Origin of the sequence: Escherichia sp. KTE31 (assembly GCF_000407925.1) — a bacterium.
GTDB classification, from domain to species: domain Bacteria; phylum Pseudomonadota; class Gammaproteobacteria; order Enterobacterales; family Enterobacteriaceae; genus Escherichia; species Escherichia ruysiae.
Map to the genome: position 1 here is coordinate 705,414 of NZ_KE136722.1, position 23,711 is coordinate 729,124.

Below are 23,711 nucleotides of genomic sequence, written 5' to 3' on the forward strand. Positions count from 1 at the left end.
TACCGCGTCTTATCAGGCCTACAAAACGCACTAACCGTAGGTCGGATAAGGCGTTTGCGCCGCATCCGACAGTGCATATTAACCTGTAATCCCCAACAGCGCCGAAGCACTCGCCTTACCGCTCAACAATTCTTCGGTCTTACCCTGCCAGGCGATACGCCCGTCGGCGACCACCACCGAACGCGTGGCGATCCGCGCCGCATCTTCCACGCTGTGCGACACCATCAATAGCGTCATTTTTTGCTGCTGGCAGCTCGTGCTCACCAGCGTCAACATCTCCTGACGTAACGCCGGATCGAGCGCAGAGAACGGTTCATCGAGCAATAAAATCGGCTGTTCGCGCACCAGGCAACGCGCTAACGCCACGCGTTGTCGCTGACCGCCGGAAAGCTCGCCCGGTAACCGCGCCATTAAATTATCAATCCCCATCTGGCGGGCGATAGCGTGCATTTTCCCCTGCTGTGCCGCGTTCAGTTTCAATCCCGGATTTAGCCCCAGCCCGATGTTCTGCTCGACCGTCAGGTGGCTGAACAGGTTGTTCTCCTGAAACAGCATCGACACCGGACGGCGTGACGGCGGCGTCGTGGTGTGATCAACGCCGTCGATAGTCAGCGAACCGCTGGCTGGCGTCAGAAAACCGGCGATCAAATTCAGCAGGGTACTTTTACCCGCGCCGCTTGGCCCGAGGATCGCCACCTGCTCGCCGCGTTCCACCGTTAAGCTAAAACGCATCGGCAAATGGTGATAAAGCCAGGTGATATCAGTCAGTTTTAACATTTCGCCCCGGTAGTTTTTCAATCACGGTAAACAGCATAAAACAGAGCAGCAGCAGAATTAACGCGGTGACCGCGCCGTCCTGGCTGCGGTATGAGCCAATTTGCTGGTAGAGATAAAACGGCAGGGTGCGGAAATCATCATTACCGAACAACGCCACTACGCCAAAATCACCAATCGACAGCACGCAGGCAAAGGCCAGCGCCTGCGCCAGTGGGCGTTTCAGGGCGCGCAGTTCCACCACTTTTAAGCGCGACCAGCCTTCAATGCCCAGCGACTGACACAACATGCTGTAGCGGGCGGTAATATCGCGCATCGGGTTTTCCAGCACCTTCAGCGCGTAAGGGATCGCCATTAACGCATTGGTGAAAATAACAATGCTGTCAGCAGATTGCGGCAGGCCAGTAGTGTTGTTGAGCAGCAAAAAGAAACCCGTTGCCAGCACAATACCCGGCATGGCGAGGATCAACATGCCGCTCATCTCCAGCGCCTGACCCGCCAGCATTTTTTGCCGCGCCCGCAGTTCGCGACTGCTCCATAGCAGCATCATGGTCAGCACTACACACAATACACCTGCCGCCAGCGCAATACGCAACGAGGTCCACAGCGCCTGCCACAGCACCGGTTGTGCCAGCACTTCCGGTAGCTGGCGATTTACCCCATCGACGATCACCGCCAGTAACGGTGGCAGCAACAACAGCAGCGCCAACACAATCAACACAGTGTCACAAATGCGGCTGTGCAGACGATCGTCCGGGTCACGCCAGCCTTGCAGCAGCGTGGTGCCGGGCGCAATGGCCTTACTTAATCGCTGACTCAACAGCACCAGCCCAAGGCAGCAGACCATCTGGATCAACGCCAGCATCGCCGCGCGGGCAGGATCGTAGTCGTAACTCAGCGCCTGATAGATTGCCAGCTCGATAGTGGTCGCCTGTGGCCCGCCGCCCAGCGATAGCACGGTGGCGAAGCTGGCGAAACAGAGCATAAAGATAAGTGCAGTAACTGGCGGGATTTGTCGCCGTAACCACGGCCATTCGACGAAACGAAAGAAGTGCCAGCCGCGCATCCCAAGCTGGGCAGCAAGCTGGCGCTGTTCGCCGGGAATGTTTTCCAGTGCCTGGAGTAATAAACGGCTCGCCATCGGCAGATTAAAAAATACGTGCGCCAGCAAAATACCTTGCAGGCCGTAGGGCGAAAAGGTCCACTCCAGACCAAGCGTTTGCCAGAGTGATGCCAGCCAGCCCTGGCGACCATAGACGCTAAGAATACCAAAAACGGCGACCAGCACCGGAAGGATCAAGGTCATGGCGCACAGACGCAGCAGCGCCAGGCGTCCAGGAAAGCGCCTGCGATAGAGGGCGCGGGCAAGGAATATCGCGGGTACGACAGAAAGTAGCGCCGAGAGAAACGCCTGCCAGAAGGAGAAGCGCACTACATGCCACAGGTAGCTGTCCTGCCAGACTGCCACCCAGTCACCCTGCGGCGCGTTCCACCACAGGGCGAGAAACGCCGCCAGCGCAACCGCTACCACCAGCGTGGCGGCGCTTACACCTGGAATTAACCAGCCGGGAATTAACGGCTGACGGCGCGTTGCCATTCGCTAATCCATGCCTGACGTTGTGCCGCCACTTCGGCTGGCGTGAACTCCAGCGTGGTTGCTGGTTTGGTCAATTGTTCAAAACCGGCAGGCAGCGTGACGTTTGCCACCGGATACATCCAGTTGCCGGTAGGGATCGCATTCTGGAAAGCCGGAGAAACCATAAACTGGAGGAATTTTTGCGCCAGCTCCGGCTGCTTGCTGGCAGCGGTGCGGGCGGCAACTTCCACTTGCAGATAGTGACCTTCGCTAAAGTTGGCGGCGGCGTAGTTATCTTTCTTCTCTTCGAGAATGTGATAAGCCGGAGAGGTGGTGTAGCTCAGTACCAGATCGCTTTCGCCTTTTAAAAACAGGCCATAGGCTTCGCTCCAGCCTTTAGTGACCGTGACGGTTTTCTTCGCCAGCTTCTGCCAGGCCTGCGGGGCGTCATTGCCGTAGACTTTTTGCATCCACAACAGCAGACCCAGCCCCGGCGTACTGGTGCGCGGATCCTGATAAATCACTCGCCAGTTTTGATCGCTCTCAACCAGTTCCTTCAGGCTTTGTGGCGGATTTTTCAGTTTGTTTTTGTCATAGACGAAGGCGAAGTAGCCGTAATCAAACGGTACGAAAGTGTCATTATTCCAGCCGCCGGGAACGTTAACGGCATCGGCTGCCACGCCGCTTTTGGCAAACAGTCCGGTTTTGCTGGCGGCGTCTAACAGATTGTTATCCAGCCCCAGCACCACATCGGCTTTACTGTTTTTGCCTTCCATCCGCAGGCGGTTGAACAGTGAGACACCATCTTCCAGTGCCACCAGTTTCAGTTCGCAATTACAGTCGGCTTCAAAGGCTTTTTTGACCACCGGACCAGGCCCCCAGTCGGCGGCAAAGGAGTCGTAGGTATAAACAGTCAGAACGGGTTTAGCGAAAACGGGCGCTGTGCACAGCAACAGCAGGGGAAGACATTTTTTTAACACTTTGCACCTCAAAAAAGAGTGGCAAAGGACTTGAGAAGGAGCCTCAAATCCCTTCGCCGGCGTTATCCGGATCAGGTTCGACGGGTATTTTCTCAGCGCACGCGTCTGCGTGGCACCCCGTTGAGAACGGCGTTAGTGTAGTGATTTTGTTATCAACCAGCAATCATGGATCCGGTGGCGCAAACCACGCTGATTTAAAATCGAACCAGCCGAGGGTATTCATGCGCAGACCGCGCATACTACGTTGCCCCTGAATGATCAACCAGTGGTGGATCAGCGGCACCATCGCTTTGCTGGTAACCAGTTGCTGGCACCAGTTCGCCAGATTCATCTCGCCATTACGCCAGCGGGCGGCGTCGGCTTGCCAGTCGATCGGAATACAGTGTTGTAGCAGCGGCACCTCGCACAAGTGCGCGAACAGCGAAAAATCCAGCGGCAGCGTAAAGTTGGCGCTGTTAAGCCAGATGTCGCTTTCGATCTCACCTTCGTGCCATTGATCGTAGCTGATCTCATTGATGTTAAGCGTCACCTGATGACTTGCCAGAATTTGCTGCATGATCCTGGCAATTACCCGATGTTCAATATGATCCTGGTAAAAGGTCAGGGTGAGATGTTCCAGTCCGGCGGGTTTTTCGCAATGCGTGGGGCGGGCATGGTGCCAACGGGGAAGCAACCCATAGGCCGGGAACCAGAGTTGTTGGTACTGTTCCTCGGCGAAATAAACCAGATTGGTCGGCGAAAGCACATAGCTTACCCAGTCTCTGACTTGCTGATTCGCCCCGCGATGGGTGCGGCTGTCGAACAGTAAATAATAGCAACCTTCCTCCAGGCGGCTTTCAATCTCTTTTTCCTCGCCCTGCGGCCCTTTCAGCATCAGCCCTCCGGCTGGCTCGTCGGCAATTTCCGGCAGAACCCAGACGTTAACTTCGTCGATTAGCGCCCGATAACCGAAGAAGTCATCGAATGCCTGAATTTTCAGTTGATTGGCGCTGTTACGCATTACCGCATATGGACCGGTGCCGATGGGATGGCTGGCAAAGTTGCTGAGGGTTTCCCATTCACGTGGCAGGATCATCGCCGGAACTTGCCCCAGCAGTAACGGCAACCAGCGGTCTGGTTGTGTGAGATGGATATCCAGCGTCCAGGGCGTCGGCGATACAATTTCAGCAATGTGGGAGTAGAGCGGCAGCGTATTGATCCGTTTCAAAGAGGCAATTACGTCGTCCATTTCCAGTTCACGCCCATGATGAAAATGAACTCCCGGACGTAAAAAGAAACGCCAGTGAAGCGGGGAAATTTGTTGCCAGTGGTGGGCGATGTCCGCTTCCAGTTCCCCATTTTCCTCATTTATGCGGGTTAACGCGCTGAAGATTTGCCGGGCGATATGCGTTTCGGAACGGCGTAATGCGCTGCCAGGCAGCAGGTTGCGCAACGGACGATAGTAGAGGACGCGCAGGATGTGCCGCCCCTGGCGGAAGCTACGCCCCAGATGAGAAACCAGCATTTGCCGCACAGCGGTTTTATCACCAACGAGTTGCACCAGTTGGTCGATACGATCCTGTTCCAGTAAGTCCTCTGCCCGCTGTTGTTGTAGCGCCAGCCCGGTATAGAGAAACGTTAAACGCGAGCGTTTGCCGCGCCCGACTTCCGCTTCCCACGTCAGCCAGCCGCGATCCTGCATGGTGTTGAGCAGGGTGCGCATATGACGGCGGGAGCAGCTCAATAACTCCGCCAGTTCGTTCAGCGTTGTCTCCTGCGATTTACCCTCGCAGCATTGCCACAGGCGGATGAACTGTTGTTGCAGACGAGCAGATGGCATAAAAGGGGAACTCCTGCGCAAAAGTCAGCAATTTTATTTTCCCTATATTAAGTCAATAATTCTTAACGATGAAGCAATGAGGTATCCCATGCGTCAGTTTTATCGGCACTATTTTATCGTGACAGAGAAGATGTGCTGGCTTTGCGGGTTAAGCGTTCTACAACGTTTAGTCATGCCTGAAGAACGGATACCGTGGGAGGGGAGTTACTTTGACTACTGATTTGCAGACATCATGTGTGACTGAGTATTGGTGTTAATCGCCACGCCAGCAGTGAATACCTGCTGGCTTTTTTCTTTTTGGCGATTGAGTGCGGACGGAGTACAAACTAACGCATAAACGCCGGTTGCTTCTCTTCATAAGACGCGATGGCGTCGCCGTGCTGCAGTGTCAGACCGATGCTGTCCAGACCATTCATCATGCAGTGGCGGCGGAAGGCATCAATAGCAAAGCGATAAGTTTTATCACCCGCTTTCACTTCTTGAGCTTCCAGATCCACATCGAAGTGAATCCCCGGATTGGCTTGCACCAACGCAAACAGCTCATCCACTTCCGCATCGCTTAATTTCACCGGCAGCAACTGGTTGTTAAAGCTGTTACCGTAAAAGATATCGGCGAAACTCGGCGCAATCACCACTTTAAAACCGTAATCAGTCAACGCCCACGGCGCGTGCTCACGCGAGGAACCGCAGCCGAAGTTTTCCCGCGTCAGTAAAATGGATGCGCCCTGATATTGCGGGAAGTTCAGCACGAAATCCGGGTTTGGCTGTTGGCCTTTTTCATCGAGAAAACGCCAGTCGTTAAACAGATGCGCGCCAAAACCAGTGCGCGTCACTTTCTGCAAAAACTGTTTCGGGATGATTGCATCTGTGTCGACATTGGCGGCATCCAGCGGAACCACCAGGCCTGTGTGTTTGATAAATTTCTCTGCCATGGTGTGCTCCTTATTTAATGTTGCGGATATCGGCAAAATGACCAGTAACAGCAGCGGCGGCAGCCATTGCCGGGCTGACCAGATGCGTACGCCCGCCGCGCCCCTGGCGGCCTTCAAAGTTACGGTTGCTGGTGGAGGCACAACGTTCGCCCGGATTCAGACGATCGTTGTTCATCGCCAGACACATTGAGCAGCCAGGCAAGCGCCATTCAAAACCGGCTTCAATAAAGATTTTGTCCAGACCTTCTGCTTCTGCCTGGGCTTTTACCGGACCGGAGCCGGGAACCACCAGCGCCTGTACGCCTGGCGCGACTTTCCGGCCTTTGGCGATTTCCGCTGCCGCGCGTAAATCTTCAATGCGCGAGTTGGTGCAGGAACCAATAAACACTTTGTCGATAGCGACTTCAGTCAGCGGAATACCCGGTTTCAGCCCCATATAGGCCAGTGCTTTTTCTGCCGACGCGCGTTCAACCGGATCGGCAAATGAAGCGGGATCAGGGATATTCTCGTTAACGGAGATCACCTGTCCTGGGTTAGTTCCCCAGGTCACCTGCGGGGCGATCTCTTCTGCCTGTAAAGTAACAACGGTATCGAAAGTTGCACCTTCGTCGGTTTGCAGGGTTTTCCAGTAGGCAACGGCGTCGTCGAAATCTTTGCCTTTCGGCGCATGAAGACGGCCTTTGACATAGTTAAAGGTGGTTTCGTCTGGTGCAACCAGACCGGCTTTCGCGCCCATTTCGATTGCCATATTGCACAGAGTCATGCGGCCTTCCATGCTTAAATCACGGATTGCTTCGCCGCAAAACTCCACCACATGCCCGGTGCCGCCTGCGCTGCCAGTTTTACCGATAATCGCCAGCACGATATCTTTCGCGGTAATACCTGGTGCGGCTTTGCCCTGGACTTCAATTTTCATGGTCTTTGCGCGTCCCTGTTTCAGGGTTTGCGTTGCCAGCACGTGTTCAACTTCGGAAGTGCCGATACCAAAGGCCAGTGCGCCAAACGCGCCGTGAGTGGCGGTATGTGAGTCACCGCAAACAATGGTCATTCCTGGTAACGTCACGCCCTGTTCTGGTCCCATCACGTGGACGATCCCTTGATACGGGTGATTCAGGTCATACAGCTCGACGCCAAATTCTTTGCAGTTTTTGATCAGCTCCTGCATCTGGATGCGCGCCATTTCTCCGCAGGCATTAATGTCTTTGGTCTGGGTAGAGACGTTGTGATCCATGGTGGCGAAGGTTTTACCCGGTTGACGCACCGGGCGACCGTGGGCGCGCAGGCCATCAAACGCCTGCGGTGAGGTCACTTCATGCACCAGGTGGCGGTCGATATATAACAGCGGGGTTTCGTTTTCGGCTTCGTAGACTACGTGAGCGTCGAACAATTTTTCGTATAACGTCTTAGCCATGATTACACCCCTTCAGCCACATAGCGGGCAATGATATCGCCCATTTCATCGGTACTTACGGCGGCAGCGCCACGGGCTAAATCTCCGGTGCGAATGCCTTCTTCTAATGCGCGGTTAATGGCGCGTTCAATGGCGGAAGCCGCATCATCGGCATCCAGGCTGTAGCGCAGCAGCAGCGCCAGCGACAGAATTTGCGCAATCGGGTTGGCGATATTTTTGCCTGCGATATCTGGTGCCGAGCCGCCCGCCGGTTCATACAGTCCAAAACCTTGCTCGTTCAGGCTGGCGGAAGGCAACATGCCCATCGAGCCAGTGATCATTGCGCATTCATCAGAAAGAATGTCGCCAAACAGGTTGGAGCACAGCAGAACGTCAAACTGCGATGGATCTTTAATCAGTTGCATGGTGGCGTTGTCGATGTACATATGCGCCAGTTCGACATCCGGATATTCAATGGCGATCTCGTTAACGATCTCTCGCCATAAAATAGAAGATTGCAGCACGTTGGCTTTGTCGATTGAGGTGACTTTGTGGCGACGCTTGCGGGCAGATTCAAACGCGATGCGGGCAATGCGTTCGATCTCAAAACGGTGATACACCTCGGTATCAAACGCTTTTTCATATTGTCCGCTACCTTCGCGGCCTTTGGGCTGACCGAAATAGATGCCGCCAGTCAGTTCGCGTACACACAGGATGTCGAAGCCGTTAGCGGCAATGTCTGCGCGCAGCGGGCAGAACGCTTCCAGCCCCTGATACAGTTTTGCCGGACGCAGGTTGCTGAATAATTTGAAGTGCTTACGCAAAGGCAACAGCGCGCCGCGTTCTGGTTGCTGGTCTGGTGGTAAATGTTCCCACTTCGGGCCTCCAACTGAGCCAAACAGCACAGCATCGGCTTGCTCACAACCTTCAACCGTCGCAGGTGGCAGCGGCTGCCCGTGGTTATCAATGGCTGCGCCGCCTACATCGTAATGGCTGGTGGTGATGCGCATCGCAAAGCGGTTACGCACGGCGTCCAGCACTTTCAGCGCCTGGGTCATCACTTCCGGCCCGATCCCATCTCCGGGCAATACGGCAATATGGTAATTCTTCGACATCACACGGTTTCCTTGTTGTTTTCGTTGTGTTGAGCTTTGCGTTGCAACTCTTTTTCGACTTCTGCGGCGCGCCAGATATTGTTCAGCACGTGTACCATCGCTTTGGCGGAGGACTCGACAATATCGGTAGCCAGGCCGACGCCGTGGAAGCGGCGACCATTGTAGTTGGCAACAATATCCACCTGACCCAGCGCATCTTTACCGTGGCCTTTGGCGGTCAGGCTGTATTTCACCAGTTCGACGTTATAGTCAGTGATGCGGTTAATTGCCTGGTAGACGGCATCGACCGGACCGTTACCGTTGGCGGCTTCCGCTTTTACTTCCTCACCACAGACCAGTTTGACGGCAGCGGTGGCGATATCGTTAGAACCAGACTGCACGCTGAAGTAATCCAGACGGAAATGCTCCGGTTCTTCTTGCTGTTTACCAATGAAGGCCAGCGCCTCCAGGTCGTAATCAAACACCTGACCTTTCTTATCTGCCAGCTTCAGAAACGCGTCGTACAGGTTGTCTAAATTATATTCACTTTCTTTATATCCCATCTCATCCATGCGGTGTTTCACCGCCGCACGACCGGAACGAGAGGTCAAATTCAACTGGATTTGGTTCAGACCAATAGATTCTGGTGTCATGATTTCGTAATTTTCGCGATTTTTCAGCACACCATCCTGGTGAATGCCGGAGGAGTGCGCGAACGCACCGCTGCCAACAATGGCTTTGTTTGCCGGGATCGGCATATTACAAATCTGGCTAACTAACTGGCTGGTGCGCCATATTTCCTGGTGATTAATGGCGGTGTGGACGTTGAGGATATCCTTACGTACCTTGATAGCCATGATCACTTCTTCCAGCGAACAGTTACCGGCACGCTCGCCGATCCCGTTCATCGCGCCTTCTACCTGCCGCGCGCCGGCATGTACCGCCGCCAGTGAGTTGCCGACCGCCAGACCCAAATCATCGTGGGTATGTACGGAAATAATGGCTTTATCGATGTTGGGTACGCGTTCATACAGGCCGCTGATGATTCCGGCGAACTCAAACGGCATGGTGTAGCCCACGGTATCCGGAATGTTGATGGTGGTGGCACCGGCGTTAATCGCCGCTTCGACCACTCGCGCCAGGTCGGCAATCGGTGTGCGTCCGGCATCTTCGCAAGAAAACTCAACATCATCGGTGTAATTGCGTGCGCGTTTCACCATATAGATGGCGCGTTCGATCACCTCATCCAGCGTGCTGCGCAGCTTGGTGGCGATGTGCATTGGGGAGGTGGCAATAAAGGTATGAATACGGAAGGCTTCGGCGACTTTCAGAGATTCGGCCGCTACGTCGATATCTTTTTCCACGCAGCGGGCTAACGCACATACGCGGCTGTTTTTGACCTGGCGGGCGATGGTTTGCACTGATTCAAAATCGCCCGGCGAAGAGACGGGGAAACCGACTTCCATCACGTCAACCCCCATACGCTCAAGACCCAGCGCAATTTGCAGTTTTTCTTTCACACTCAAGCTTGCCTGTAACGCCTGTTCACCGTCGCGCAATGTGGTATCGAAAATAATGACTTGCTGGCTCATGGTTTGGGTCCTTGTCTCTTTTAGAGCGCCTCGCTTCGGGCATAAAAAAACCCGCGCAATGGCGCGGGTTTTTTGTTTGACTGCGTGCTGGCTTAATGCTGAATGCCGCTCACTCGTCTACCGCGCAAAGAAGATGCGTTTAGTAGTAGTAGACCGATAAAGCGAACGATGTGAGTCATTAAATCAGCTCCAGATGAATGCGATATGCTTTTAGAGTTACTGGATACAAAAACGGATGTCAACCCTGATGCAACAAAAACGTCCCGCCAGCATGAGTTCTGCATGAGTTGAATTAGCTAATTGTGCTGCGCGGGTTTAAACAGTCGATATTAATTTCTGCTTAACCACACATACCTTTCATTGGTGGACATACTTCAGAATAATTTATGGCATTTAATCAATGAGGTAAAAGGAGGGAAATTTATTCTTTACCCTGTCTATCCTGATGATTTTTATTGAATTATATTTTGAGTGAATGTTTTGATATTGATTTTATGAATATTATTGATCGATTAATGTTAAGGGTTAATGCATCAAATATATAAATTAATTATTAAATACGCACGTTTAATCCATTTTTTGGATGATTGAGTATTCGCGGGAGTTATGATTAGATTGTTTTCGCAACAAAAACATTATGGATTATTATGCTGTGGTGAATGACTCTTCGCACGGCAATGGATTCTGTTTTTATCAGAACCCGTATCTTTATGTTTTCCTAATTTTACGCATTTTTCTTTTTCTTATTTTATATGCATGGTAAATCATATTTTTCAGGATTATTTCTCTGCATTCCAATAAGGGAAAGGGAGTTAAGTGTGACAGTGGAGTTAACTATGTCAGAGGTAAAAACAGATCATCCAGAAATTGCGGAGTTAAGCAAGCCACAGCTACGCATGGTCGATCTAAACTTATTAACCGTTTTCGATGCCGTGATGCAGGAGCAGAACATTACCCGTGCCGCGCATGTTCTGGGTATGTCGCAACCAGCGGTCAGTAACGCTGTTGCACGCCTGAAGGTGATGTTTAATGACGAACTGTTTGTTCGTTATGGGCGTGGTATCCAACCGACAGCCCGCGCTTTTCAACTTTTTGGCTCTGTACGTCAGGCGCTGCAATTAGTGCAAAACGAATTACCCGGTTCAGGTTTTGAGCCGGCCAGCAGCGAACGTGTATTCCATCTTTGCGTTTGCAGCCCGTTAGATAGCATTCTGACCTCGCAGATTTATAATCACATTGAGCAAATCGCGCCAAATATTCATGTGATATTCAAGTCTTCATTAAACCAGAACACCGAACATCAGCTACGTTATCAGGAAACGGAGTTCGTTATTAGTTATGAAGACTTCCATCGTCCTGAATTTACCAGCGTGCCATTATTTAAAGATGAAATGGTACTGGTGGCCAGCAAGAACCATCCGACTATTAAAGGACCATTACTGAAACATGACGTTTATAACGAACAACATGCGGCAGTTTCGCTCGATCGTTTCGCGTCGTTTAGTCAACCGTGGTACGACACAGTAGATAAACAAGGCAGTATCGCTTATCAGGGAATGGCAATGATGAGCGTCCTTAGCGTGGTGTCGCAAACTCATCTGGTTGCTATTGCGCCTCGTTGGCTGGCTGAAGAGTTCGCTGAGTCCTTAGAGTTACAGGTATTACCGCTGCCATTAAAACAAAATAGCAGAACCTGTTACCTCTCCTGGCATGAGGCTGCCGGGCGTGATAAAGGCCATCAATGGATGGAAGAGCAATTAGTCTCTATTTGTAAACGTTAAGCAAATGCAGAATAAATCAGGCGCGTAATTCTGGTTTATTCTGCATTTTTTATTAAATTCAGAATTTTATTCTGAATGCATGTTTACCCTGATTTTAGAAATAATAAAAAAATAGAGAAATTGCTGTAACTGGTCGGGTTTAACCGATTTATTATCAATTCTGTCCGCCATTCTGGATTATTTTATCGTTTATTTTCTCCTTTCCTCCTGTTTATTCTTATTTCTTCACGCTTGTGGCTCTGCTTGTCAATTGCTTAAGCAAGATCGGACGGTTAATGTGTTTTACACATTTTTTCCGCCAAACAGTGAGGCAAGCCATGGAGATGTTGTCTGGAGCCGAGATGGTCGTCCGATCGCTTATCGATCAGGGCGTTAAACAAGTATTCGGTTATCCCGGAGGCGCAGTCCTTGATATTTACGATGCATTGCATACCGTGGGCGGTATTGATCACGTATTAGTTCGTCATGAGCAGGCAGCGGTGCATATGGCCGATGGCCTGGCGCGCGCGACCGGAGAAGTGGGCGTTGTGCTGGTGACATCGGGTCCTGGAGCCACCAACGCAATTACCGGTATCGCCACCGCCTATATGGACTCTATTCCGCTGGTTATCCTTTCCGGGCAGGTCGCAACCTCGCTGATAGGTTACGATGCCTTTCAGGAGTGTGACATGGTGGGAATTTCCCGGCCGGTGGTTAAACACAGTTTTCTGGTTAAGCAAACGGAAGACATTCCACAGGTGCTGAAAAAGGCTTTCTGGCTGGCAGCAAGTGGTCGCCCTGGGCCGGTAGTAGTTGATTTACCGAAAGATATTCTTAATCCGGCGAACAAATTACCTTACGTCTGGCCGGAATCGGTCAGTATGCGCTCGTATAACCCGACAACGTTGGGTCATAAAGGGCAGATTAAACGCGCACTACAAACGCTGGCGGCGGCGAAAAAACCGGTCGTTTACGTGGGTGGTGGCGCGGTGACAGCGGGTTGCCATCAACAACTCAAACAGATTATTGAGCAACTTAATCTTCCTGTCGTCTCATCATTAATGGGATTAGGCGCGTTTCCGGCAACGCATCGTCAGGCGCTGGGAATGCTGGGAATGCACGGCACTTACGAAGCCAATATGACAATGCATAATGCCGATGTCATTTTTGCGGTTGGCGTACGCTTTGATGATCGCACTACTAACAATCTGGCAAAGTACTGCCCAAATGCGACGGTGTTACATATTGATATCGATCCTACCTCGATCTCAAAAACCGTGACCGCCGACATCCCGATCGTTGGCGATGCGCGGCTGGTGTTGGATCAAATGCTGGAGTTGTTATCGCAAGAAACGTCTTCGCAACCACTGGATGAGATCCGCGACTGGTGGCAGAAAATTGAACCGTGGCGCGCTCGCCAGTGCCTGAAATACGACACTCAGAGCGAAAAGATTAAACCGCAGGCGGTGATCGAGACACTCTGGCGACTGACGAAGGGGGACGCTTACGTTACGTCCGACGTCGGGCAGCACCAGATGTTCGCCGCACTTTATTATCCTTTCGACAAACCGCGTCGCTGGATCAACTCCGGTGGCCTCGGCACCATGGGGTTTGGTTTACCTGCGGCGCTGGGCGTCAAAATGGCGTTGCCGGAAGAAACTGTGGTCTGCGTTACTGGCGACGGCAGTATTCAGATGAATATTCAGGAGCTGTCTACAGCCTTGCAATACGAGCTTCCGGTGTTGGTGGTGAATCTTAATAACCGCTATCTGGGGATGGTGAAACAGTGGCAGGACATGATCTATTCCGGTCGTCATTCACAATCTTATATGCAATCTCTGCCAGATTTCGTCCGTCTGGCAGAAGCCTATGGTCATGTTGGTATCCAGATTTCGCGCCCGGATGAGCTGGAAAGTAAACTTGGCGAGGCGCTGGAACAGGTACGAAATAATCGCCTGGTATTTGTTGATGTCACCGTCGATGGCAGTGAGCACGTTTATCCGATGCAGATTCGCGGGGGCGGAATGGATGAAATGTGGTTAAGCAAAACGGAGAGAACCTGATTATGCGCCGGATATTATCAGTATTACTCGAAAATGAATCAGGCGCGTTATCCCGCGTGATCGGCCTTTTTGCCCAGCGTGGCTATAACATTGAAAGCCTGACCGTTGCGCCAACCGACGATCCGACATTATCGCGCATGACTATCCAGACCGTGGGCGATGAAAAAGTGCTTGAGCAGATCGAAAAGCAATTACACAAGCTGGTCGATGTGTTGCGCGTGAGCGAGCTGGGGCAGGGTGCGCACGTTGAGCGGGAGATTATGCTGGTGAAAATTCAGGCCAGCGGCTATGGACGTGACGAAGTGAAACGCAATACGGAAATATTTCGTGGGCAAATCATTGATGTCACGCCTTCGCTTTATACCGTTCAACTGGCAGGCACCAGCGATAAACTCGACGCATTTTTAGCATCGATTCGCGATGTGGCGAAAATTGTTGAAGTTGCCCGCTCTGGCGTCGTCGGTCTTTCGCGCGGCGATAAAATAATGCGTTGAGAATGATCTCAATGCGCAATTTGCAGCCCAATAAGCCACGTTGGGCTTTTTTTGCGAATTTAGTAGGAACCTGGAATAAAAGCAGTTGCCGCAGTTAATTTTCTGCGCTTAGATGTTAATGAATTTAATCCATACCAGTACAATGGTTATGGTTTTTACATTTTACGCAAGGGGCAATTGTGAAACTGGATGAAATCGCTCGGCTGGCGGGAGTGTCGCGGACCACTGCAAGCTATGTTATTAACGGCAAAGCGAAGCAATACCGTGTGAGCGACAAAACCGTTGAGAAAGTCATGGCAGTGGTACGTGAGCACAATTACCACCCGAATGCCGTGGCGGCTGGGCTTCGTGCTGGACGCACACGTTCTATTGGTCTTGTTATCCCCGATCTTGAGAACACAAGTTATACCCGCATTGCTAACTATCTTGAACGCCAGGCGCGTCAACGCGGTTATCAGCTACTCATTGCTTGTTCCGAAGATCAGCCAGACAACGAAATGCGTTGTATTGAGCATCTTTTACAACGTCAGGTCGATGCCATCATTGTTTCAACTTCGCTGCCGCCAGAGCATCCTTTCTATCAACGCTGGGCTAATGACCCGTTCCCGATTGTCGCGCTGGATCGCGCCCTCGATCGTGAACATTTCACCAGCGTGGTTGGTGCCGACCAGGATGATGCTGAAATGTTGGCGGAAGAGTTACGTAAGTTTCCGGCCGAAACGGTACTTTATCTTGGCGCGCTGCCGGAGCTTTCTGTCAGCTTCCTGCGTGAGCAGGGTTTCCGTACTGCCTGGAAAGATGATCCGCGCGAAGTGCATTTCCTTTATGCCAATAGCTATGAGCGGGAAGCTGCTGCCCAGTTATTCGAAAAATGGCTGGAAACGCATCCGATGCCGCAGGCGCTGTTCACTACCTCTTTTGCATTGTTGCAGGGAGTGATGGATGTCACGCTGCGTCGCGATGGTAAACTGCCTTCCGATCTGGCGATTGCCACCTTTGGCGATAACGAATTGCTCGACTTCTTACAATGTCCGGTGCTGGCAGTGGCTCAGCGTCATCGGGATGTCGCTGAGCGCGTGCTGGAGATTGTCCTGGCGAGTCTGGACGAGCCGCGTAAGCCAAAACCAGGTTTAACGCGCATCAAACGAAATCTCTATCGTCGCGGCGTCCTCAGCCGTAGCTAAACGTTAAACAAAAAATGATGCGCTGGTTGATTGCGGCTGGCGCATTGAGTACGTAATTGGACATCAATATCCTTTATGTAAATAAGACTATTCCTGACTATTATCCATAAGACCTTCTAAATATCTCACCAATTAACTTCATTCGATGTGCTTAATGATAATTAAGTCGTAACGATGGATTGCGATTGCATTATTTTGTTACATGCAAATCGGCAATTGCCGATTAAACAAACACTTTTCTAATCTTTTACGCAAAGTCGCTGGCGTCAGGCATGGCGCGTGCGCAACAGGGACTGTTATCCGGGGGCGATATGTCCTAAAATGCCGCTCGCGTCGCAAACTGACACTTTATATTTTCATTAAGGAAAAAGAAGTCGTTTTTAAAACGGTAATGATGAGTGGGATTTTTTCTTACAACTATTCATAACGTTAATTTGCTTCGTTCGTTGGGCGATTTTTAAACAATGCAGATATTAGTCGTAAACATCGGGTTTTTTGCTTCGGTAAGGAATGTTCCTGGCTTGACAAGCTTTTCCTCCGCTCCGTAAACTCCTTTTAGTGGGAATTTGTGGGATAAAGTGGTAATTGGGGGAAGACTGGCATGTTCCGGGGAGCAACGTTAGTCAATCTCGACAGTAAAGGGCGCTTATCGGTGCCCACCCGTTATCGGGAAGAGCTGCTCGGGAACGCTGCCGGTCAAATGGTGTGTACCATTGACATTCATCACCCATGCCTGCTGCTTTACCCCCTTCCTGAATGGGAAATTATCGAGCAAAAATTATCGCGTCTGTCGAGCATGAACCCGGTTGAGCGCCGTGTGCAGCGCCTTCTGTTAGGTCATGCCAGCGAATGTCAGATGGATGGCGCAGGTCGATTGTTAATCGCGCCAGTACTGCGGCAACATGCCGGGCTGACAAAAGAAGTGATGTTGGTTGGACAGTTCAATAAGTTTGAGCTGTGGGATGAAACAACCTGGCATCAACAAGTCAGGGAAGATATCGACGCAGAACAGTTGGCTACCGAAAACTTATCGGAGCGGCTGCAGGACTTGTCTCTATAAAATGATGGAAAACTATAAACATACTACGGTGCTGTTGGATGAAGCCGTAAATGGCCTCAATATCCGTCCTGACGGTATCTACATTGATGGAACTTTTGGTCGCGGTGGTCACTCACGTCTGATCCTCTCGCAGCTTGGCGAAGAGGGGCGTTTGCTGGCGATCGATCGCGACCCGCAGGCTATTGCCGTTGCGAAGACTATTGATGATCCGCGCTTCTCCATCATACATGGACCTTTCTCCGCGCTGGGCGAATACGTCGCCGAGCGTGATCTTATCGGCAAGATTGATGGCATTCTCCTCGATCTTGGCGTCTCTTCACCGCAACTCGATGATGCTGAACGCGGTTTTTCCTTTATGCGCGATGGCCCGCTGGACATGCGTATGGATCCGACGCGCGGTCAATCCGCTGCTGAATGGCTACAAACTGCCGAAGAAGCCGATATCGCCTGGGTATTAAAAACGTATGGCGAAGAACGTTTCGCTAAACGCATTGCGCGCGCCATTGTCGAGCGTAACCGCGAACAGCCGATGACCCGCACCAAAGAACTGGCGGAAGTCGTTGCTGCCGCAACGCCGGTGAAGGACAAATTCAAACATCCTGCGACCCGTACCTTCCAGGCGGTGCGCATCTGGGTAAACAGTGAACTGGAGGAGATAGAGCAGGCGCTAAAAAGCTCGCTCAACGTGTTGGCGCCAGGTGGGCGGCTTTCGATCATCAGTTTTCATTCGCTGGAAGACCGTATTGTGAAACGCTTTATGCGTGAAAACAGTCGTGGTCCGCAAGTTCCGGCAGGATTACCGATGACTGAAGAGCAGCTCAAAAAACTGGGTGGCCGTCAGTTGCGAGCATTAGGCAAGTTGATGCCGGGCGAAGAAGAGGTGGCAGAGAACCCTCGTGCCCGTAGTTCAGTTCTGCGTATTGCAGAGAGGACGAACGCATGATCAGCAGAGTGACAGAAGCTCTAAGCAAAGTTAAAGGATCGATGGGAAGCCACGAACGCCATGCCTTGCCTGGCGTCATCGGTGACGATCTTTTGCGATTTGGGAAGCTGCCACTCTGCCTGTTCATTTGCATTATTTTGACGGCGGTGACTGTGGTGACCACAGCACACCATACCCGTTTGCTGACCGCTCAGCGCGAACAACTGGTGCTGGAGCGAGACGCTTTAGACATTGAATGGCGCAACCTGATTCTTGAAGAGAACGCGCTCGGCGACCATAGCCGGGTGGAAAGGATCGCTACGGAGAAGCTGCAAATGCAGCATGTCGATCCATCACAAGAAAATATCGTAGTGCAAAAATAAGGATAAACGCGACGCATGAAAGCAGCGGCGAAAACGCAGAAACCAAAACGTCAGGAAGAACATGCCAACTTTATCAGTTGGCGTTTTGCGTTGTTATGCGGCTGTATTTTACTGGCGCTGGCTTTTCTGCTCGGGCGCGTAGCGTGGTTACAGGTTATCTCCCCGGATATGTTGGTGAAAGAGGGCGACATGCGTTCTCTTCGCGTTCAACAAGTATCCACCTCACGCGGCATGATTACTGACCGCTCTGGTCGCCCATTAGCGGTAAGTGTGCCGGTAAAAGCGATCTGGGCTGACCCAAAAGAAGTGCATGACGCTGGCGGTATCAGCGTCGGTGACCGCTGGAAGGCGCTGGCTAACGCGCTTAACATTCCACTGGATCAGCTCTCAGCCCGCATTAACGCCAACCCGAAAGGACGCTTTATTTATCTGGCGCGTCAGGTAAACCCTGACATGGCGGACTACATCAAAAAACTGAAACTGCCGGGGATTCATCTGCGTGAAGAGTCTCGCCGTTACTATCCGTCCGGCGAAGTGACCGCTCACCTCATTGGCTTTACCAATGTCGATAGCCAGGGGATTGAGGGCGTCGAGAAGAGTTTCGATAAATGGCTTACCGGGCAGCCGGGTGAACGTATTGTGCGTAAAGACCGCTACGGTCGCGTAATTGAAGATATTTCTTCTACCGACAGCCAGGCGGCGCACAACCTGGCGCTGAGTATTGATGAACGCCTGCAGGCGCTGGTTTATCGCGAGCTGAACAATGCGGTGGCCTTTAACAAGGCTGAATCTGGTAGCGCCGTGCTGGTGGATGTCAACACCGGTGAAGTGCTGGCGATGGCTAACAGCCCATCATACAACCCTAACAATCTGAGTGGCACGCCGAAAGAGGCGATGCGTAACCGTACCATCACCGACGTGTTTGAACCGGGCTCAACGGTTAAACCGATGGTGGTGATGACCGCGTTGCAACGTGGCGTGGTGCGGGAAAACTCGGTACTCAATACCGTTCCTTATCGAATTAACGGCCACGAAATCAAAGACGTGGCACGCTACAGCGAATTAACCCTGACCGGGGTATTACAGAAGTCGAGTAACGTCGGTGTTTCCAAGCTGGCGTTAGCGATGCCGTCCTCAGCGTTAGTAGATACTTACTCACGTTTTGGACTGGGAAAAGCGACCAATTTGGGGTTGGTCGGAGAACGCAGTGGCTTATATCCTCAAAAACAACGGTGGTCTGACATAGAGAGGGCCACCTTCTCTTTCGGCTACGGGCTAATGGTAACACCGTTACAGTTAGCGCGAGTCTACGCAACTATCGGCAGCTACGGCATTTATCGCCCGCTGTCGATTACCAAAGTTGACCCCCCGGTTCCCGGTGAACGTGTCTTCCCGGAATCCATTGTTCGCACCGTGGTGCATATGATGGAAAGCGTGGCGCTACCGGGCGGCGGCGGCGTGAAGGCGGCGATTAAAGGCTATCGTATCGCTATTAAAACCGGTACTGCGAAAAAGGTCGGGCCGGACGGTCGCTACATCAATAAATATATTGCTTATACCGCAGGCGTTGCGCCTGCGAGTCAGCCGCGCTTCGCGCTGGTTGTTGTTATCAACGATCCGCAGGCGGGTAAATACTACGGCGGCGCCGTTTCCGCGCCGGTCTTTGGTGCCATCATGGGCGGCGTATTGCGCACCATGAACATCGAGCCGGATGCGCTGACAACGGGTGATAAAAATGAATTTGTGATTAATCAAGGCGAGGGGACAGGTGGCAGATCGTAATTTGCGCGACCTTCTTGCTCCGTGGGTGCCAGACGCACCTTCGCGAGCACTGCGAGAGATGACACTCGACAGCCGTGTGGCTGCGGCGGGCGATCTCTTTGTAGCTGTAGTAGGTCATCAGGCGGACGGGCGTCGATATATCCCGCAGGCGATAGCGCAAGGTGTGGCTGCCATTATTGCAGAGGCGAAAGATGAGGCGACCGACGGTGAAATCCGTGAAATGCACGGCGTACCGGTCATCTATCTCAGCCAGCTCAATGAGCGTTTATCTGCACTGGCGGGCCGCTTTTACCATGAACCCTCTGACAATTTACGTCTCGTGGGCGTAACGGGCACCAACGGAAAAACCACGACTACCCAGCTTCTGGCGCAGTGGAGCCAACTGCTTGGCGAAACCAGTGCGGTAATGGGCACTGTTGGTAACGGCCTGCTGGGGAAAGTGATCCCGACAGAAAATACCACCGGTTCGGCAGTCGACGTTCAGCATGAGCTGGCGGGGCTGGTGGATCAGGGCGCGACTTTTTGCGCAATGGAAGTTTCCTCCCACGGGCTGGTACAGCACCGTGTGGCGGCATTGAAATTTGCGGCGTCGGTCTTTACCAACTTAAGCCGCGATCACCTTGATTATCATGGTGATATGGAAAACTACGAAGCCGCGAAATGGCTGCTTTATTCTGAGCATCATTGCGGTCAGGCGATTATTAACGCCGACGATGAAGTGGGTCGCCGCTGGCTGGCAAAACTACCAGACGCGGTTGCGGTGTCGATGGAAGACAATATCAATCCGAACTGTCACGGTCGTTGGCTGAAAGTGACCGATGTGAACTATCACGACAGCGGTGCGACTATCCGCTTCACCTCAAGCTGGGGCGATGGCGAAATAGAAAGCCGCCTGATGGGCGCTTTTAACGTCAGCAACCTGATGCTGGCGCTGGCGACACTGCTGGCGCTGGGTTATCCGCTGGCCGATCTGCTAAAAACCGCCGCGCGTCTGCAACCGGTTTGCGGACGTATGGAAGTGTTCACTGCACCAGGCAAACCGACGGTGGTGGTGGATTACGCGCATACGCCGGATGCACTGGAAAAAGCCTTACAGGCGGCGCGGCTGCACTGTGCGGGCAAGCTGTGGTGCGTCTTTGGCTGTGGCGGCGATCGTGATAAAGGCAAGCGTCCACTGATGGGCGCAATTGCCGAAGAGTTTGCTGACGTGGCGGTGGTGACGGACGATAACCCGCGTACCGAAGAACCGCGCGCCATCATCAACGATATTCTGGCGGGAATGTTAGACGCCGGACATGCCAAAGTGATGGAAGGCCGCGCTGAAGCGGTGACTTGCGCCGTTATGCAGGCTAAAGAGAATGATGTGGTGCTGGTCGCGGGCAAAGGCCATGAAGATTACCAGATTGTTGGCAACCAGCGTCTGGACTACTCCGATCGTGTCACGGTGGCGCGTCTGCTGGGGGTGATCGCATGATTAGCGTAACCCTTAGCCAACTGGCGAACATTCTCAACGGTGAACTGCAAGGGGCAGATATCACCCTTGATGCCGTAACGACTGACACCCGTAAACTGACGCCGGGCTGCCTGTTTGTTGCCCTGAAAGGCGAACGTTTCGATGCCCATGATTTTGCCGACCAGGCGAAAGCTGGCGGCGCGGGCGCGCTGCTGGTCAGCCGTCCGCTGGACATCGACCTGCCGCAGTTAATCGTCAAGGATACGCGTCTGGCGTTTGGTGAACTGGCTGCATGGGTTCGCCAGCAAGTTCCGGCGCGCGTGGTTGCTCTGACCGGTTCCTCCGGCAAAACCTCCGTTAAAGAGATGACGGCGGCGATTTTAAGCCAGTGCGGCAACACGCTTTATACGGCTGGCAACCTCAACAATGACATCGGCGTGCCGATGACGCTGCTGCGCTTAACGCCAGAATACGACTACGCAGTCATTGAACTTGGTGCGAACCATCAGGGCGAAATTGCCTGGACAGTAAGCCTGACCCGCCCGGAAGCCGCGCTGGTCAACAACCTGGCGGCGGCGCATCTGGAAGGCTTCGGTTCTTTGGCGGGCGTGGCAAAAGCGAAAGGCGAAATCTTTACCGGCCTGCCGGAAAACGGTATCGCCATTATGAATGCCGACAACAACGACTGGTTGAACTGGCAAAGCGTGATTGGCAATCGCAAAGTGTGGCGTTTCTCACCCAATGCCGCCAACAGTGATTTTACCGCCACCAATATTCATGTGACCTCGCACGGTACTGAATTTACGCTGCAAACTCCAACGGGTAGCGTCGATGTCCTGCTGCCGCTGCCGGGGCGTCACAATATTGCGAATGCATTGGCTGCTGCGGCGCTCTCCATGTCCGTGGGCGCAACGCTTGATGCCATCAAAGCAGGGCTGGCAAATCTACAGGCTGTTCCTGGCCGTTTGTTCCCCATCCAACTGGCGGAAAACCAGTTGCTGCTCGACGACTCCTACAACGCTAACGTCGGCTCCATGACCGCCGCTGTTCAGGTTCTGGCTGAGATGCCGGGCTACCGTGTGCTGGTCGTTGGCGATATGGCGGAACTGGGCGCTGAAAGCGAAGCCTGCCATGTACAGGTGGGCGAAGCGGCAAAAGCTGCTGGTATTGACCGCGTGTTAAGCGTGGGTAAACAAAGCCATGCTATCAGCACCGCCAGCGACGTTGGCGAACATTTTGCTGATAAAACTGCGTTAATTACGCGTCTTAAATCACTGATTGCTGAGCAACAGGTAATTACGATTTTAGTTAAGGGTTCACGTAGTGCTGCCATGGAAGAGGTAGTACGCGCTTTACAGGAGAATGGGACATGTTAGTTTGGCTGGCCGAACATTTGGTCAAATATTATTCCGGCTTTAACGTCTTTTCCTATCTGACGTTTCGCGCCATCGTCAGCCTGCTGACCGCGCTGTTCATCTCATTGTGGATGGGGCCGCGCATGATTGCTCATCTGCAAAAACTCTCCTTTGGTCAGGTGGTGCGTAACGATGGCCCGGAATCGCACTTTAGCAAGCGCGGTACGCCGACCATGGGCGGGATTATGATCCTGACAGCGATTGTGATCTCCGTACTGCTGTGGGCTTACCCGTCTAACCCGTATGTCTGGTGCGTACTGGTAGTGCTGGTCGGCTACGGCATCATTGGCTTCGTTGATGACTATCGCAAAGTCGTGCGCAAAGACACCAAAGGGTTGATCGCACGTTGGAAGTATTTCTGGATGTCGGTCATTGCGCTGGGTGTTGCTTTTGCTTTGTATCTTGCCGGGAAAGACACGCCAGCAACGCAACTGGTTGTACCGTTCTTTAAAGATGTGATGCCGCAGTTAGGTTTGTTCTACATCCTGCTGGCCTACTTCGTTATTGTCGGCACCGGTAACGCGGTAAACCTGACCGATGGTCTTGATGGCCTGGCGATTATGCCGACCGTATTTGTCGCTGGTGGTTTTGCGCTGGTGGCGTGGGCGACCGGCAACATGAACTTTGCCAGCTATTTACACATACCGTATCTGCGACATGCAGGGGAACTGGTCATTGTCTGCACCGCGATAGTCGGGGCAGGGCTGGGATTCCTGTGGTTTAACACCTATCCGGCACAGGTCTTTATGGGCGATGTTGGTTCGCTGGCGTTAGGCGGCGCGTTGGGCATTATCGCCGTACTGCTGCGTCAGGAATTCCTGCTGGTGATTATGGGCGGCGTGTTTGTCGTCGAAACCCTGTCGGTTATTTTGCAAGTCGGCTCCTTTAAACTGCGCGGGCAACGTATTTTCCGCATGGCGCCGATTCATCACCACTATGAACTGAAAGGCTGGCCGGAACCGCGCGTCATTGTGCGTTTCTGGATTATTTCGCTGATGCTGGTCCTGATTGGTCTGGCAACGCTGAAGGTACGTTAAT

At 52.5% G+C, this 23,711-nt stretch carries 21 protein-coding genes and 1 riboswitch; of the genes, 12 read left to right on the plus strand and 9 right to left on the minus strand.

The genetic code is table 11. The features are described 5' to 3' along the window. Nucleotides 1-78: 78 nt before the first annotated feature. From thiQ to leuL, 9 genes are all read right to left on the minus strand, one after another. Complete coding sequence (gene thiQ / locus WES_RS17500) at nucleotides 79-777, minus strand: thiamine ABC transporter ATP-binding protein ThiQ (RefSeq protein WP_016159391.1); 699 nt, start codon at nucleotides 775-777, stop codon at nucleotides 79-81. After that, the gene (thiP, locus tag WES_RS17495; protein ID WP_016159390.1) at nucleotides 761-2,371 is read right to left on the minus strand and encodes a thiamine/thiamine pyrophosphate ABC transporter permease ThiP; all 1,611 of its coding nucleotides are present in this window, start codon (nucleotides 2,369-2,371) and stop codon (nucleotides 761-763) included. Before thiP ends, thiQ begins: the two co-directional genes overlap by 17 nt. Beyond that, on the minus strand, nucleotides 2,347-3,330 hold the full coding sequence (thiB, locus tag WES_RS17490; protein WP_016159389.1) for a thiamine ABC transporter substrate binding subunit: 984 nt from the start codon (nucleotides 3,328-3,330) through the stop codon (nucleotides 2,347-2,349). Before thiB ends, thiP begins: the two co-directional genes overlap by 25 nt. A gap of 30 nt (nucleotides 3,331-3,360) precedes the next feature. Then, nucleotides 3,361-3,460: riboswitch (TPP riboswitch) on the minus strand. Nucleotides 3,461-3,493: 33 nt separating this feature from the next. Beyond that, a complete protein-coding gene (sgrR, locus tag WES_RS17485; RefSeq protein ID WP_010355663.1) occupies nucleotides 3,494-5,149 on the minus strand; it encodes a DNA-binding transcriptional regulator SgrR in 1,656 nt (551 codons plus the stop codon). 326 nt (nucleotides 5,150-5,475) lie between these two features. Next, nucleotides 5,476-6,081, minus strand: coding sequence for a 3-isopropylmalate dehydratase small subunit (gene leuD / locus WES_RS17475; RefSeq protein ID WP_000818245.1), 606 nt, complete (start codon nucleotides 6,079-6,081; stop codon nucleotides 5,476-5,478). A 10-nt stretch (nucleotides 6,082-6,091) separates the two neighbouring features. Then, a complete protein-coding gene (gene leuC / locus WES_RS17470) occupies nucleotides 6,092-7,492 on the minus strand; it encodes a 3-isopropylmalate dehydratase large subunit (protein WP_016159387.1) in 1,401 nt (466 codons plus the stop codon). A gap of 2 nt (nucleotides 7,493-7,494) precedes the next feature. Beyond that, nucleotides 7,495-8,586 (minus strand): 3-isopropylmalate dehydrogenase, encoded by a 1,092-nt coding sequence (leuB, locus tag WES_RS17465; RefSeq protein WP_000042349.1) that lies wholly within the window; start codon nucleotides 8,584-8,586, stop codon nucleotides 7,495-7,497. Beyond that, entirely contained in the window at nucleotides 8,586-10,157 is a 1,572-nt protein-coding gene (leuA, locus tag WES_RS17460) for a 2-isopropylmalate synthase (RefSeq protein ID WP_000082870.1), read from the minus strand. Before leuA ends, leuB begins: the two co-directional genes overlap by 1 nt. Nucleotides 10,158-10,249: 92 nt before the next feature. Further along, nucleotides 10,250-10,336, minus strand: coding sequence for a leu operon leader peptide (gene leuL / locus WES_RS0120960; RefSeq protein ID WP_001300467.1), 87 nt, complete (start codon nucleotides 10,334-10,336; stop codon nucleotides 10,250-10,252). A gap of 657 nt (nucleotides 10,337-10,993) precedes the next feature. Between leuL and leuO the strand changes: the two genes are divergently transcribed. From leuO to mraY, 12 genes are all read left to right on the plus strand, one after another. Continuing rightward, nucleotides 10,994-11,938 carry a transcriptional regulator LeuO gene (gene leuO / locus WES_RS17455; protein ID WP_010355140.1) on the plus strand — a complete coding sequence of 315 codons (945 nt, stop codon included), beginning with the start codon at nucleotides 10,994-10,996 and terminating at the stop codon, nucleotides 11,936-11,938. A 317-nt stretch (nucleotides 11,939-12,255) separates the two neighbouring features. Then, complete coding sequence (gene ilvI, locus WES_RS17450; RefSeq protein ID WP_016159386.1) at nucleotides 12,256-13,980, plus strand: acetolactate synthase 3 large subunit; 1,725 nt, start codon at nucleotides 12,256-12,258, stop codon at nucleotides 13,978-13,980. Nucleotides 13,981-13,982: 2 nt separating this feature from the next. Next, a complete protein-coding gene (gene ilvN / locus WES_RS17445; RefSeq protein ID WP_010355142.1) occupies nucleotides 13,983-14,474 on the plus strand; it encodes an acetolactate synthase small subunit in 492 nt (163 codons plus the stop codon). Nucleotides 14,475-14,485: 11 nt separating this feature from the next. Then, complete coding sequence (locus WES_RS23900) at nucleotides 14,486-14,572, plus strand: hypothetical protein (RefSeq protein WP_032147791.1); 87 nt, start codon at nucleotides 14,486-14,488, stop codon at nucleotides 14,570-14,572. 81 nt (nucleotides 14,573-14,653) lie between these two features. Continuing rightward, nucleotides 14,654-15,658 carry a catabolite repressor/activator gene (gene cra, locus WES_RS17440; RefSeq protein WP_000762401.1) on the plus strand — a complete coding sequence of 335 codons (1,005 nt, stop codon included), beginning with the start codon at nucleotides 14,654-14,656 and terminating at the stop codon, nucleotides 15,656-15,658. Between the two features lie 601 nt (nucleotides 15,659-16,259). Further along, nucleotides 16,260-16,718 (plus strand): division/cell wall cluster transcriptional repressor MraZ, encoded by a 459-nt coding sequence (gene mraZ / locus WES_RS17435; RefSeq protein ID WP_000488288.1) that lies wholly within the window; start codon nucleotides 16,260-16,262, stop codon nucleotides 16,716-16,718. 1 nt (nucleotide 16,719) lies between these two features. Then, nucleotides 16,720-17,661 carry a 16S rRNA (cytosine(1402)-N(4))-methyltransferase RsmH gene (gene rsmH, locus WES_RS17430; RefSeq protein WP_000970479.1) on the plus strand — a complete coding sequence of 314 codons (942 nt, stop codon included), beginning with the start codon at nucleotides 16,720-16,722 and terminating at the stop codon, nucleotides 17,659-17,661. Further along, a complete protein-coding gene (gene ftsL, locus WES_RS17425) occupies nucleotides 17,658-18,023 on the plus strand; it encodes a cell division protein FtsL (RefSeq protein ID WP_000625658.1) in 366 nt (121 codons plus the stop codon). The genes rsmH and ftsL overlap by 4 nt, the downstream gene beginning before the upstream one ends. A 15-nt stretch (nucleotides 18,024-18,038) precedes the next feature. Continuing rightward, entirely contained in the window at nucleotides 18,039-19,805 is a 1,767-nt protein-coding gene (ftsI, locus tag WES_RS17420; protein ID WP_000642204.1) for a peptidoglycan glycosyltransferase FtsI, read from the plus strand. Then, nucleotides 19,792-21,279 carry a UDP-N-acetylmuramoyl-L-alanyl-D-glutamate--2,6-diaminopimelate ligase gene (gene murE, locus WES_RS17415; protein WP_016159385.1) on the plus strand — a complete coding sequence of 496 codons (1,488 nt, stop codon included), beginning with the start codon at nucleotides 19,792-19,794 and terminating at the stop codon, nucleotides 21,277-21,279. Before ftsI ends, murE begins: the two co-directional genes overlap by 14 nt. After that, complete coding sequence (gene murF / locus WES_RS17410) at nucleotides 21,276-22,634, plus strand: UDP-N-acetylmuramoyl-tripeptide--D-alanyl-D-alanine ligase (protein WP_016159384.1); 1,359 nt, start codon at nucleotides 21,276-21,278, stop codon at nucleotides 22,632-22,634. Before murE ends, murF begins: the two co-directional genes overlap by 4 nt. After that, entirely contained in the window at nucleotides 22,628-23,710 is a 1,083-nt protein-coding gene (gene mraY / locus WES_RS17405) for a phospho-N-acetylmuramoyl-pentapeptide-transferase (RefSeq protein ID WP_000964122.1), read from the plus strand. Before murF ends, mraY begins: the two co-directional genes overlap by 7 nt. The last annotated feature ends 1 nt before the right edge of the window (nucleotide 23,711 follow it).

Coding starts and splice junctions, on each gene's coding strand:
- thiQ (WP_016159391.1), bottom strand. CDS start 777: ATGTTAAAACTGACTGATATCACCTGGCTTTATCACCATTTGCCGATG.
- thiP (WP_016159390.1), bottom strand. CDS start 2,371: ATGGCAACGCGCCGTCAGCCGTTAATTCCCGGCTGGTTAATTCCAGGT.
- sgrR (WP_010355663.1), bottom strand. CDS start 5,149: ATGCCATCTGCTCGTCTGCAACAACAGTTCATCCGCCTGTGGCAATGC.
- leuD (WP_000818245.1), bottom strand. CDS start 6,081: ATGGCAGAGAAATTTATCAAACACACAGGCCTGGTGGTTCCGCTGGAT.
- leuC (WP_016159387.1), bottom strand. CDS start 7,492: ATGGCTAAGACGTTATACGAAAAATTGTTCGACGCTCACGTAGTCTAC.
- leuB (WP_000042349.1), bottom strand. CDS start 8,586: ATGTCGAAGAATTACCATATTGCCGTATTGCCCGGAGATGGGATCGGG.
- leuA (WP_000082870.1), bottom strand. CDS start 10,157: ATGAGCCAGCAAGTCATTATTTTCGATACCACATTGCGCGACGGTGAA.
- leuL (WP_001300467.1), bottom strand. CDS start 10,336: ATGACTCACATCGTTCGCTTTATCGGTCTACTACTACTAAACGCATCT.
- leuO (WP_010355140.1), top strand. CDS start 10,994: ATGTCAGAGGTAAAAACAGATCATCCAGAAATTGCGGAGTTAAGCAAG.
- ilvI (WP_016159386.1), top strand. CDS start 12,256: ATGGAGATGTTGTCTGGAGCCGAGATGGTCGTCCGATCGCTTATCGAT.
- ilvN (WP_010355142.1), top strand. CDS start 13,983: ATGCGCCGGATATTATCAGTATTACTCGAAAATGAATCAGGCGCGTTA.
- WES_RS23900 (WP_032147791.1), top strand. CDS start 14,486: ATGCGCAATTTGCAGCCCAATAAGCCACGTTGGGCTTTTTTTGCGAAT.
- mraZ (WP_000488288.1), top strand. CDS start 16,260: ATGTTCCGGGGAGCAACGTTAGTCAATCTCGACAGTAAAGGGCGCTTA.
- rsmH (WP_000970479.1), top strand. CDS start 16,720: ATGATGGAAAACTATAAACATACTACGGTGCTGTTGGATGAAGCCGTA.
- ftsL (WP_000625658.1), top strand. CDS start 17,658: ATGATCAGCAGAGTGACAGAAGCTCTAAGCAAAGTTAAAGGATCGATG.
- ftsI (WP_000642204.1), top strand. CDS start 18,039: ATGAAAGCAGCGGCGAAAACGCAGAAACCAAAACGTCAGGAAGAACAT.
- murF (WP_016159384.1), top strand. CDS start 21,276: ATGATTAGCGTAACCCTTAGCCAACTGGCGAACATTCTCAACGGTGAA.
- mraY (WP_000964122.1), top strand. CDS start 22,628: ATGTTAGTTTGGCTGGCCGAACATTTGGTCAAATATTATTCCGGCTTT.